General features: G+C 71.7%; 9 protein-coding genes. All 9 read left to right on the forward strand.

The genetic code is table 11. The features are described from left to right. Positions 1 to 10: 10 nt before the first annotated feature. The 9 genes from ACZOOI_RS14090 to ACZOOI_RS14130 all read left to right on the forward strand — a co-directional run bounded on the left by ACZOOI_RS14090 (position 11) and on the right by ACZOOI_RS14130 (position 12,683). Entirely contained in the window at positions 11 to 472 is a 462-nt protein-coding gene (locus ACZOOI_RS14090) for an NUDIX hydrolase (protein ID WP_391587250.1), read from the forward strand. Then, complete coding sequence (locus ACZOOI_RS14095) at positions 469 to 2,889, forward strand: DUF6049 family protein (protein WP_465280972.1); 2,421 nt, start codon at positions 469 to 471, stop codon at positions 2,887 to 2,889. The genes ACZOOI_RS14090 and ACZOOI_RS14095 overlap by 4 nt, the downstream gene beginning before the upstream one ends. A 52-nt stretch (positions 2,890 to 2,941) precedes the next feature. Next, on the forward strand, positions 2,942 to 5,602 hold the full coding sequence (gene murJ, locus ACZOOI_RS14100) for a murein biosynthesis integral membrane protein MurJ (protein ID WP_465280973.1): 2,661 nt from the start codon (positions 2,942 to 2,944) through the stop codon (positions 5,600 to 5,602). 238 nt (positions 5,603 to 5,840) lie between these two features. Continuing rightward, entirely contained in the window at positions 5,841 to 8,060 is a 2,220-nt protein-coding gene (locus tag ACZOOI_RS14105) for a protein kinase family protein (protein ID WP_465280974.1), read from the forward strand. An 86-nt stretch (positions 8,061 to 8,146) separates the two neighbouring features. After that, positions 8,147 to 8,860 carry an RNA polymerase sigma factor SigM gene (gene sigM / locus ACZOOI_RS14110; protein WP_396008026.1) on the forward strand — a complete coding sequence of 238 codons (714 nt, stop codon included), beginning with the start codon at positions 8,147 to 8,149 and terminating at the stop codon, positions 8,858 to 8,860. Next, entirely contained in the window at positions 8,857 to 9,786 is a 930-nt protein-coding gene (locus ACZOOI_RS14115; RefSeq protein ID WP_465280975.1) for an anti-sigma factor family protein, read from the forward strand. The genes sigM and ACZOOI_RS14115 overlap by 4 nt, the downstream gene beginning before the upstream one ends. 166 nt (positions 9,787 to 9,952) lie before the next feature. Further along, a complete protein-coding gene (gene trxB, locus ACZOOI_RS14120) occupies positions 9,953 to 10,900 on the forward strand; it encodes a thioredoxin-disulfide reductase (RefSeq protein WP_391587256.1) in 948 nt (315 codons plus the stop codon). A gap of 49 nt (positions 10,901 to 10,949) precedes the next feature. Next, positions 10,950 to 11,276, forward strand: a complete 327-nt coding sequence (gene trxA / locus ACZOOI_RS14125; RefSeq protein WP_396008030.1) for a thioredoxin — start codon at positions 10,950 to 10,952, stop codon at positions 11,274 to 11,276. A 228-nt stretch (positions 11,277 to 11,504) separates the two neighbouring features. Next, positions 11,505 to 12,683 carry an N-acetylmuramoyl-L-alanine amidase gene (locus ACZOOI_RS14130; protein WP_465280976.1) on the forward strand — a complete coding sequence of 393 codons (1,179 nt, stop codon included), beginning with the start codon at positions 11,505 to 11,507 and terminating at the stop codon, positions 12,681 to 12,683. Positions 12,684 to 12,956 lie beyond the last annotated feature (273 nt).

Raw genomic sequence — 12,956 nt, forward strand, 5'->3', positions numbered from 1 at the left:
AGCTTGGCGGATGCCTTCCGAGACCACGCCGCCGCGCCGTCGGCTGCAGGTGGTCGAGGAGACCTCGGCAGGTGGTCTGGTGGTCGATCGACTCACCCTGCGTGCGGCGTTGATCGCGCGTCGGGATCGCCGCGGCCGGTTGTTGTGGTCGCTGCCCAAGGGACACATCGAGAGCGGCGAGAGTGTGGTCGACGCCGCGCTGCGCGAGGTCGAGGAGGAGACCGGCATCGTGGGTCGGGTGCTGGCCCCGCTCGGGGTGATCGACTATTGGTTCACCGCGCCGGATCGGCGGGTGCACAAGACCGTCCACCACTACCTCATGGAGGCGGCGGGCGGGGATCTGTCGGACGACGACATCGAGGTCGAAGCGGTGGCTTGGGTTCCGCTCGGCGCGCTCACGGCGCGCCTCGCCTACCCCGACGAGCGGCGATTGGTCACGCTCGCCCCGGAGCTGTTGGCGGACAGCGCGTGAGCAATCGCCGATCCCGGCCCGGATCCGGGGTCATCGTGCTTCGCGGCCGGATGCTCGCGGTGCTGATACTGGCCCTGGTGCTCGCCGCCGGCCTGCTCGGGATGCTCCCGCCGACGGCCGCGCGCGCCGCCGACGGCGACGGGATCCAGGTCCTGATCACCAAGATGACCCCGGTGGCCAAGGCCGGCGGGAGCGTCACCATCGAGGGCCAGGTGCTGAACACCGGCAGCAGGGCGATCGACTCGATGGAGGTCGCGGTGCGCCTGCGCACCTCCGAGCCGCTCTTTCGAAGCGGCATCGGCTCGCCCGAGGACGCCCAGTCGACCGGGACCCTGCTGCGCACCCCCAAGCCGGTCGTAGTGCACAACCTGGCCCCCGGGCCGGGCGCGGCCCAGCCGTGGACGTTCACCTTCCCCGCCGACCCGCTGGGCCTGGGCGCGGCCGGCGCGTACCCGCTCGGGATCGAGGCCAGGACCGGCGGCAAGACGGTCGGCGCGGCCCGCACATTCCTGCCGTGGATTCCCAAGAACGGCCTCAAGAACGTCCAGAACCTGCGGATCGCCACGGTCTGGCCGCTCGTCGATCGCCCGCATCGGGACGGCACCACGCTCGGCGACGAGGCCCAGACGCCGGTGTTCCGCGACGACGGCCTGGCCGCGCAGTTCGCCCCGGGCGGGCGGCTGTACGACCTGGTGAACATCGGCACCGGGATGAAGGTGGACTGGGCGATCGATCCCGAACTGCTGGACTCCGCCGCCGAGATGGCCGGCGGCTATCGGGTCGCGCCGCCCGGCAGCCTGGACCCGGACAAGCCGAAGAAGTCCCGGAACGGCAAGCCGCCGAGCGAGGAGGACACCGCCAAGGCGACGCCGAACCAGACCACGAACACCCTCGCCGGCGGGGGCGGCCAGGTCGCGGCCGGATGGCTGGACCGGCTCAAGGCCGGCCTCGGGACCCAGCCGGTGATCGCGCTGCCGTACGCCGACACCGATCTGGCCGCGGTCGCACACGCCCTGGATGCCGGCCGGGCGGACCTGCGCCCGCAACTGAGCGAGGCCCTGGCCGAATCCGCCACCGTCATGCAGCGCACCCTGGCCCGCCCGGTACGCACCGACGTCGCCTGGCCCGCCGGCGGTGCGCTGGACTCCTCGATCGTCCAGCTCGCGAGCGGCACCGGGGCAAGCACCGTGATCGCCTCCGGCGCGTCCCTGGCGCCGACCAAGGAACCCAGGGTCACCCCCTCGGCCACCTCCGCCCTGCCGGGGTCCGACAAGGGCACCGCGCTGGTCACCGACCCGGACATCGACAAGATCCTGGCCGTGGATGCCAAGGCGCCGGGGCAGGGCGTGCTGACCACGCAGCAGTTGCTGGCCGAGCTGCTGACGATCGTGCTCCAGGAGCCCTCGGCCTCGCGCAGCCTGTTGATCGCCCCGCCGCGCACCATGGACGCCGCGCTGGCCAACGTGCTCAAGGACGTGCTCAACGCCTCGGCCGACTGGACCCGCAGCAGCACCCTGGCCGAGCTCGCCGCCGAGCCCGCCCCGCTGCCCGCCCGCAAGCTCGCCGGCTATCCCAAGGCGGTCCGGGCAAGCGAGCCGTCGTTGCAGTACCTCACCGAGACCGACAACCTGGTCCGCTCGATGCAGACCTTCGCCTCGATACTGACCCGCCCCGAGCGGGTGACCGGCCCGTTCAACCCGGCGCTGCTGCGCCTGCTGTCCACCGAGTGGCGCGGCGACCCGCAGGGAATGGACCGCTATCGGCTCGGCGTCACCCGTGGCCTGCGCGAACTGCAATCGCTGGTCTACATCATCCGCAGAACCGGCGTGACGCTGTCCGGCGACGAGGGCAACATCCCGGTCACCGTGGTGAACAACCTCCAGCAACCGGTCACTGTGCGGATCGCGGTGGGCTCGCATCAGCCCAACCGGCTCAAACTCGGCGACCCGATCACCGTGACGGTGCCCGACGGGCGCCGGCGGGAGGTGCCGATCTCGGCGAAGTCGGCCGCGAACGGCAAGGTCATGGTCGATGTCCAATTGCTCACGCCGGACGGACGGGCGGTCCGGCCGCCCGAGTCGTTCTTCGTCAACACCACCACCATCGACGCGCTGACCCGCTGGATCATCGGCGGCCTCGCCTTCCTGCTCGCGGTGTTCTCGCTGCGGGCCTTCCTGCGCAAACGTCGGGAAGCGGCCCTTGCCGGGGACACGAACGACGAGGATGGTGAGGACGGCGACGACACGCCGTCGCACGCCGGCTTCCCGGAGGAGCCCGGCCCGGATGCGGTCCGACCGGCATCCGGGTGGCCGCCGGCCCACTTCACGGGGCCCTACGCCGGCGGAAACGGACCGCCGGATCCGGCCGACCCGCACGGACACACACCGTCTAGATCCACGACCGACCGCCCCGAATGAGAAAGTGGGCACCGGACACTCAACCTGACCGAGAAGACGAGGGCCCGCCCGCATGAGCGACCGGAGCGACGAACGTCAGCCGTACACCGGCGGCTCCGCCGAGCCGGACGACGGCGCGCACGACGATCCCTACCGGGGTCGGCCGCCCGCCGACCCCTACCTGCAGCAGTACGTCGATCCGTACGGACAGCCGGCCGATCCCTATGCCGCGCAGCCTCCGGACCCGTACGCGCAGCCGGGCGATCCGGGCTATGCCGACCCGAACGCACCCCACCCGGGGTACGGCGAGCCGGCGGCGTACCCGCAGCAGGGCTACCCCGGGCAGGGCGGCTACGGCTCCGGGCCCGAACCGGTCTACGGGGATCCGTACGGCTCCGGATCGAACGCGGGCGGCTACGACCCGTACGCCCAGCAGCCTCCGCCGCAGCAGCCCGACCAGGGCGGCGGCGCGTGGTTCCGGGACGAGTTGAGCGACCCGCCGGCGAACGATCCCTACGTGGGCGTGGACGAACTCTTCACCCCGGAGGCGCCGAGCGGCTACGACGCGGGCCCGCAGTACGACCCGGGCGTGCCGTACGACCCGTCCGCCCAGGGGCAGCACTACGGCGGCGGCGGATACGGCTCGGGCGACCCGTACCAGCAGCACCAAGCCCCGCCGGCGCAGAACTACCAGCAGCAGCCACAGCATCAACAACACCAGCAGCATCAGCAGCCACACCAGCAGCCGGTGCAGCAGCAGTCGTACGTCCCGCAGCAGCCGAGCCCGCAGCAGGGGCAGGGTGGCTGGGGCGACTACGACCGGCCCGGCGGCTGGCTGATGGACCAGACGCTGACCGGCATCAACCTCGGCCTCGCCGGCGACGTCGCGGGCATGCCCTCCTACACCGAGGCGTACCAGCGCTACGAGACCCAGCACCGGGCCGAGGCCGCGGCCGCGTCGATGTCCGCCAGCGCGGTTCTGGACGCCCCGCCGGTCCCGCTGAACCCCTCCACGTCGCCCGTCTACCGGATGCCCGGCTCGGGCGCCGAGGAGCGCATGGCCGGCATCCCGGTCGGCGGCGAGGGCAAGAAGGGCAGCAAGCTCGGCGGGATAATGCGATCCTCCGCCGTGATGGCGGCGGGCACGATCGTGTCCCGGATGACCGGCTTCGTGCGCAACCTGGTCGCCGCGGCGGCGCTGGGCACGGCGATCCTGGCGAACACCTACAACGTCGCCAACACGATGCCGACGCTGCTGTACATCCTGGTCGGCGGCGGCGCGCTGAACGCGGTCTTCGTACCGCAGCTGGTGCGCGCGATGCGCCAGGACGACGACGGCGGCGAGGCGTACGCGAACCGCCTGCTCACCCTGGTCATGACGGTGCTCGCGGGGCTGGTGGTGATCGCCTGGCTGGGCGCGCCGCTGCTGATCCGGGCCTTCGCGAACTCGCTGGCGAAACACCACCAGGACTACGAGCTGGCGATCACCTTCGCCCGCTACTGCCTGCCGATCATCTTCTTCATGGGTCTGCACGTGCTGTTCGGGCAGATCCTCAACGCGCGCGAGCGCTACGGCCCGATGATGTGGACCCCGGTCCTGAACAACATCGTCATCATCGCCACGTTCGGCCTGTACATCTGGGTGGCCGGCACCGCGAAGAACACCGGGCAGAACTCGGACACCATCACCCCGGACGAGATCCGGCTGCTGGGCCTGGGCACGCTGCTGGGGATGGTCGTGCAGTCGATGGCGATGATCCCGTACCTGAAGGCGGCCCGGTTCCGCTTCCGGCCCCGGTTCGACTGGCGCGGCTCGGGGATGGGCAAGGCACTCGGGCTGGCCAAGTGGACGTTCCTGTTCGTGCTCGCGAACCAGGCGGGCTACCTGGTGGTGACCCAGCTCGCCACCGCGATCGACGTGGACGCGCGGGACCAGAACATCCAGTTCGGCGTCGGCTTCACCGCCTACAGCAGCGCGCTGCTGATCTGGCAGCTGCCGCAAGCGGTGATCACCGTGTCGGTGATGACCGCGATGTTGCCCCGGATGAGCCGGGCCGCCGCGGACGGCGACCAGGCCAGCGTGCGTGGCGACATCTCCTCCGGGCTGCGGTTGTCGGCGGTGGCGATGATCCCGTGTGCGGCGATCTTCGTGGCGCTGGGGCGCGACATCGGCGGCTTCATCTTCGCCCCGACCGGAGAACAGAGCGCGCACTGGATCGGCTACATGCTGATGGCGCTCGGCCTGGGACTGATCCCGTACTCGGCGCAATACGTGCTGCTGCGCGGGTTCTACGTGTACGAGGACACCCGGACACCGTTCCTGAACACGGTATGGATCGCGGGCGCCCAGGCGGCCTTCGCGGGTCTGGCCTACGTCGCGCTGCCCACCAAGTGGGCCGGTGTCGGCATCGCGGGCGGCTACAGCCTCGCCTACCTGGTGGGCGTGGTGCTGGCCGCGCAACGGCTCAAGAAGCGGCTCGGCGACCTGGACGGCCGCCGGGTCACCCGGACCTACACCCGGCTGTCGATCGCCGCCGCGGTCGGCGGCGCCGCGGCGTTCTTCGTGGCCCGGGTGTGCACGGGCCACTTCGGCTCGGGCATGGGCGGCTCGGCGATCGCGGTGGGCGCGGGGATCGTGACGATGTTCGTCGTGTTCTTCATCGCCGCCAACCGGATGCGGGTCGAGGAGATGACCGCGATGACCGGGATGATCAAGGGCCGGCTCGGCCGCTGACCGCCGACTCGACCCCGCACGGACCACCGCCCGCCGGATCCCGCACCGGGAATTCGGCGGGCGGAACGGTGTGGGATGTACCACCATGGGCGAGTGAGGGTGTGCCGCACGCCGGAACCGGGGTAAAGCTCCCGATACGCCGGTCTCGGTTTCCTTACGGATCTTGCGAGGAGGCAACCCGAAGTGGGGCCGGAGAGTCTCATGGTGTGTAGAGGTCGTCCCTGACCTACGGCCCGAGATGCCTCACCTCTACGATGAGTATGCCGACGAGGAGGATGAGGCCGAGGTGACGGACCGAACCGCAGGATCCGTCGACCTAGCGACGGACGAGGCAAACCCCGTACCGCCAAAGGCTTCTGATACATCGTCGGACAATCCGGTCGGTTCGGACGGCAAGGTCTCCGGCGGTAATGTCGCAGTGGTCTCGGGAAGTACCACCACGGTTCTGCCCGTCGGTGCGGAATCCGAACCCGACTCGGGCGAAGAAGTCGGATCCGAAGCCGCCACATCCACCGAAGCCGGCGAGTCCGTGACCGGCGCCGGTGTGAACAACGGCTCTGTGGACGGCGATTCGGCCGAGATCGCGGACGCCGCACCTGCCCCGGCCGCCGGGTCCGCCGCGCCCTCCGAGGCCCCCGCTGCCGAGGCCCCGCCCGCAGCGTCCGTGGCCGCCGTGTCCGTGGCCGGCGAGTCCGATGCCGAGTCGGCCGAGGACGAACCGGTAACGCACAAGCGGGCGAAGCGGAAAAGGCCCGCCGCCTCCACCGCCCGGGCCGGCAGGGCGAGCAACCCCGAGCCGGCCGCCCCGAAACCCGCCGAGTCCGAGCCGGCCGAGCCGGCGCCGGCCGCGGAACCCGCACCGCCGCGGGTCAGTCGCGGCACCCGGTTGGCCGACCGCTACCGGCTCGAACACCGCCTGTCGCAGAACGGCCGCAGCGAGACCTGGCGCGCCGTCGACGAGAAGCTCCGGCGCGCCGTGGGCGTGCACATCGTCCCCGCCGGCGGGGAGCACGGCCGGGCCGTGATCGCCGCCGCCCGTGCCGCCGCGCTGATGGGCGACCCACGCTTCGTCCAGGTGCTCGACTGCGCCGAACAGGACGGCCTGATCTACGTGGTGAAGGAGTGGCTGCCCGACGCGGACAACCTCACCAAGGTCTTCGAGAGCGCGCCGCTGCCGCCGCACGAGGTGTACGAACTCTCCCGCGCGGTCGCCCAGGCGATGTCCGTCGCGCACCGGGCCGGTCTGTCGCACCTGCGCCTGACGCCGGAGAACGTGCTGCGCATGCACACCGGCCAGTACAAGATCGTCGGCCTGGCGGTCGAGGCGGCCCTCTACGGACACGACACCACCGACGCGGCCCGCGACGACACACACGCGGTCGGCAGGCTGATGTACGCGGCGCTGACCCGGCGTTGGGTCGACGGCACCGAATACGGCCTACAGGCCGCGCCGTTCACCGGCGGCAGGCTGTGCGCGCCCGGCCAGATCCGGGCCGGTGTGGACGACACGCTGGCCGCGCTGGCGATGCGGGCGCTGGGCCACGAGGTCAAGCACGAACCGGCGTTCGAAACACCGGGCGAACTGTCCGCGGCGATCGGCGCGATCCCGGAGATCCATCCGCCCGAGCAGGGCGAGATCGTCGGCGGCCCGGAGCAGGACGAGTACCCCGTCTACACGCCGACGCCGACCCGGACGGTCTACACGTCGGCCGGCTACAGCGGCGGCGGCTCGAACGGCTCCGTCCGACCGCAGGTCGCACCGCCGCCCCCGCTGGGCGGCCGGTTCGGCGCGACGGTCAAGGGTGCGGTCGCGGTGCTCGTGGTGCTCGCGATCGTCCTGGTGACGTGGCAGGTGGCCAGCCATGTGGGGGACGGGGAGGAGAAGCCGGACCCGTTGAAGCGGCAGGGAGGCGGCCCGTCGAGCACGCCGACCCAGCCTCCGGCGGCACCGGCGACCTCTCATCCGGTCACCCCGAAGGCCGGCACGGAAATCTCGATCGGCGCCGCGCCCACCGATCCGGACAGCGTGGCGTCGACCTACGACGGCAAGCGTGAGACCTACTGGCACACGAACATGATGGTCGACGGCCCGACCGTCAACTTCAACGGCCGCAAGGGCTACGGGATCGTCTACGACCTCGGCGAACCGATGGACGTGCGGGGCGTGAACATCGCCCTCGGCGCCGGTGGGCGGACCACCACCGTCACCCTCAAGGCCGCGCCCGGCGCCGGGGCGACGATGCCGACGAACCAGGAAGCCTACGGGACCACCATCGGCAGCAAGGCGACCGACGACGCCCAGCTCAACGTGGTCGGCAACAAGGCGATCAAGACCCGCTACGTGCTGGTTCTGATGACCACGATGCCCAAGGTTCTGCAGGACGTCGGCGACTACAACATCTACACCCCGGGCCATCAGAACGCCTGGCGCGAGGTCACCTTCACCGTCGACGGCTGACCCCTGCTCGGGCGATCGAGGCGAACCCCTCTCCAAGGCGCCGGCGGCCCGTGCCAGGATGACCCCGGGCCCAGGGGAGGTAGGCGGTGAGTACCGAGCAGACCGGATCGGCGTATGCGGACGTCACCGACGCCGATCTGCTCACCCGGCACGCCGCCGGCGACCCCGACGCGTTCGGCGAAGTCGTCCGTCGGCACCGCGACCGGCTGTGGGCGGTGGCCCTGCGCACGCTGGGCGACCGCGAGGAAGCCGCTGACGCCCTCCAGGACGCCCTGGTATCCGCCTACCGTGCCGCGGGCAGGTTCGAGGGCCGCGCGGCCGTCACGACGTGGCTGCACCGGATCGTGGTGAACGCCTGCCTGGACCGGGCCCGGCGTCGGGCCGCCCGGCCGGCCGTACCGCTGCCCGAGGATCTCGACCAGCGGCTGCCCGCGCCCGTGCACGAGGACCCGGCGATCCGCGGCGAGACCCGCGCGGAGGTGCTCGCCGCACTGGCCACGCTGCCGGCCGAGCAGCGGGCCGCACTGGTGCTGGTGGACATGGAGGGCTACCCCGTCGACGAGGCGGCCCGGATCCTGCAGGTCGCCTCGGGCACCATCAAGAGCCGCTGTGCCCGCGGTCGCGCCAAGCTGCTGCCGCTGGTGCGGCACCTGCGCGAGGCGGGGCCGCCCGGACCGTCCCGGGCGTCCGGGAACCCCGGAGCCGGACAATCCGTCCCATCGACGGACGACCGACCGAGAACCGGCGGTCCGGCCCCCGACGCGGGCGGCACGAGCATGGAGGGAGGTGGCACACGATGAGCGAGCACATCGACGTCGAGGTGCTGTCCGACCTCGTCGAAGGACTGCTCGATCCGGAGCAGGCGACCGCCGTGCACGCACACCTCGCCGAGTGCGCCGAGTGTCGCGACACCCGGGACGCGCTCGCGGAGGTCCGCGAGTTGCTCGGCGGACAGCCCGCCGAACCGATGCCCGCCGACGTGATCGCGCGGATCGACGACGCGCTCGCGCTGGCCGCGCTCCCGCCGCCGCGACCCGCCGAGGCACCTTCGGTGGGCATCCCTCGCACGAGCGTCCCGGCCGCCGCGGCACCGCCCGCGCCGACCACGGCGCCGCATGCGTCCGAGCACGCCTTCGACCACGACGTCGTCCATCTGGACGCCGCCCGTCGCCGGCGGCGCCGCGGTCCGCTGCTGCTCGCGGCCGCCGCTGTGGCGGCGGTGGCCCTGGGCGTCACCGTCCTGGTCGGCACCGGGGGCGACGACGACGGCGCCCACAAGCCGGCCGCCGCCAAGGACAACTCCGCCGTGTCCGCGCCCCAGGGTGCCGACAAGCCCGCGCCGTCCGGCAAGGCGGGCGAGCAACCGGGCGCGAAGTCGGAAGCGCAGACGCCGCAGCGGCCGTCCATCGCGGCTCCCCGGGAGTACACGGCCGCCGGACTGCCCGAGCAGGTCGCGCAGTTGTTGCGCCGCACCCCGGCGACCTCGCTCGCGGACCTGCCCGGCTGCGTCGCCGCCGCGATCGGTCCGGACGCCGCCCGACCGCTGGCCACCGACGACGGCCGCTACGCCGGCAAGCCGGTCCGGGTCGTGGTCCTGGACGGCCCGAGCGCCGACCGGGTCCGGGTGTACATCGTGGACGCGTCCTGCGCCACACAGCTCTCGGCGGCCCCGTCGGGCCCCGTCACGGGCTCCGTGTTGCTCAGCACCGTGGTCCCCCGAGGGTGATCCCCGGCACGCCGTGCTCGCGGCGTTGGGAGCCGGGAATGGTGCGCACCTAGGATCCGTTGTCGAACGAGACACCGCATCTCATCGGGGCGCGGGGCTCGCAGACCCGCACAGCCGAGGCCGGCCTCCGGCACGAGGCTCGACAAGGAACCAGGAAAGGCTCAGCGTGAGCGACGTCCGCAACGTGATCATCATCGGATCGGGTCCGACCGGGTACACGGCCGCCGTCTACGCAGCACGCGCGGACCTGAAGCCGCTGGTCTTCGAAGGCGCCGTCACTGCGGGCGGCGCACTGATGAACACCACCGAGGTCGAGAACTTCCCCGGCTGGCCGGACGGCATCATGGGTCCGGATCTGATGGACAACATGCGCAAGCAGGCCGAGCGCTTCGGCGCCGAGCTGATTCCGGACGACGTCGTGGCCGTCGACCTCACGGGCGCCGTCAAGACCGTCACGGACGGCGCGGGCACCGTGCACAAGGCGCACGCGGTGATCCTGGCGACCGGGTCCGCGTACCGCAAGCTCAACCTGCCCAACGAGGACGCACTCTCCGGTCGCGGCGTCTCCTGGTGTGCCACCTGCGACGGCTTCTTCTTCCGGGACCAGGACATCGCGGTGGTCGGCGGTGGCGACTCGGCGATCGAGGAGGCCACGTTCCTGTCCCGCTTCGCCCGCTCGGTGACCGTCATCCACCGTCGGGACGAGCTGCGCGCGAGCAAGGCGATGCAACATCGGGCGTTCGCCGACGAGAAGATCTCGTTCGCGTGGAACAGCGAGGTCGCCGAGATCGTGGGCGACGGCAAGCTCACCGGCGTCAAACTGCGTGACACCGGCACCGGCGAGCTGCGCGACCTGGCGGTGACCGGCCTGTTCATCGCGGTCGGCCACGACCCGCGCACCGAACTCCTGGGCGACCAGATCGAGCTGGACGCCGAGGGCTACATCAAGGTCGACGCCCCGACCACGCACACCAACCTCACCGGCGTCTTCGCGGCGGGCGATGTCGTGGACCACACCTACCGGCAGGCGATCACCGCGGCCGGCACCGGCTGTGCCGCCGCGCTCGACGCCGAGCGCTACCTCGCCTCGCTCGCCGACGGCGCCGTCGCCTGACCCACAACCCGTCCCCCTTCCTTCCACCCGAGCACACCGAGGAGCAACCATGGCCGGGGCCACCGTCACCGTCACCGACAAGACCTTCGACACCGACGTCCTGATGAGCGACAAGGCAGTGCTCGTCGACTTCTGGGCCGAGTGGTGCGGCCCGTGCCGCCAGATCGCCCCGGCGCTCGAGCAGATCGCGGACGAGAACGGTGACAAACTCACCGTCGCGAAGCTCAACATCGACCAGAACCCGGAGATCACCACCCGCTACGGCGTGATGTCGATCCCGACCCTGCACGTCTTCAAGGGCGGCGAGATCGTCAAGACGATCGTCGGTGCGAAGCCGAAGTCGATGCTCCTCAAGGAGCTCGCCGAGTACGTCTGAGTCGACCGATCGACGCGGCGGCCGCGCGGCATCCGAAGGGCGCTTCCCGGAACCGGGGAGCGCCCTTCGCGCGTGTCAGGGCGTACCGACGACCGGCGGGCGGCCCGGGACGGCGGATCGCCCGCCCGGGCCGGAATCCGGACCCCGAGAGCCCCGCTCCGGTACGGGAACGACCGAATGCGCGCGTACGATCGAGTGTTGCGTCAAAACTCGGGAGGACTTCTTTCCATGACCATGCAGCGGCGGTACCGACGCGGTGACACCGGCCCCGCAGTGGCCGAGATCAGGTCCAAACTGGTGCTGCTCGGCCTCCTGCCCGCCGGTGCCCATGCGGTCGCCGGCAACGGCGACGGGGACGGCCACGGCGGCTACGCGGACGCGGTGTTCGACCACTCCGTGGATCTCGCCGTCCGGCATTTCCAGCAACAGCGGGCAATGACCGTGGACGGCATCGTCGGCCCGGAGACCTACCGTCACCTCGACGAGGCACGATGGCGCCTCGGCGACCGCATGCTGTCCTACTCGATCGGTCACCCGACGGTCGGGGACGACGTGGCCACCCTCCAGCAGCGGCTGCTCGACATGGGCTTCGACTGCGGCCGGGTGGACGGCATCCTGGGCCCCGCCACCGAGCGCGCGCTGCGCGAATTCCAGCGCAACTACGGGCTGGGCGCAGACGGCACGTGTGGACCGGCCACGTTCCGAGCCCTCGACCGGCTCGCGCGCACGGTCGTCGGCGGCCAGCCGCACGCGATGCGCGAATCCGAACTGCTGCACCGCTCCGGCCCCTCGCTGGCCGGCAAGACCGTGGTGATCGACCCGGGCCACGGCGGTACGGACCTGGGCGTGGTGGCACACGGGCTGGCCGAGGCCGAGGTGGTGTGGGATCTCGCCCGGCGACTGGAGGGTCGGCTGTCCGCCCTCGGCGTCCAGGCGTACCTGACCCGCGGCCTGGACTCCGACGGCATCGGCGAGGAGGACCGTGCGGCCTTCGCCAATGCCACCGACGCGGACCTGGTGATATCCCTGCACGCGGACCGCAACGAAAGTCCGCGGGCGAGCGGCGTCTCCAGCTACTACTACGGCAGCGGAAGCGACCGGTACGGGCGACGCTCGCCGACCGGAGAGCACTTCGCGAGCCTGGTTCAGCGCGAACTCGTCGCGCGTACCGGCCTGGTCGACGGTCGGACCCACGGCAAGGCGTGGACGCTGCTACGGCGTACCCGGATGCCCGCCGTGCGGATCGAGTTGGGCTACCTCACCAACGCGGAGGACGCGGCCCGACTGGCCGGGTCGGAATTCCGCGACCACGCCGCCGAGTCGATCGTGGTGGCCCTCCAGCGGCTCTACCTGCCGCCGGACGAGGACGTGCCCACCGGCATGCTGCGACTGCCCGTCTTCACCTGAGTCGGCCGGCACCCGAGTCGACCGGCACCCGAGTCGGCACCCGAGCCACTCAGTACCCGAGCCGATCGGCCCTCGCTCGAGCGAGCGCCGCCTCGTCGAGGACGACCCGATCCACCGGCCGACGTGAGCCCTTCGGCAGCGCATGGACCGGAATCGCGGGCCCATCGGGCGTCCACGGCGCGGGAATCGACACCCGGGAAGGCGGCGAACCGCCGAGCAGCCCGCCGACGAATCCGCCGACGGCACCCACTCCCAGACCCGCGACGATCCAAC

It is taken from the genome of Embleya sp. L77 (assembly GCF_055557415.1).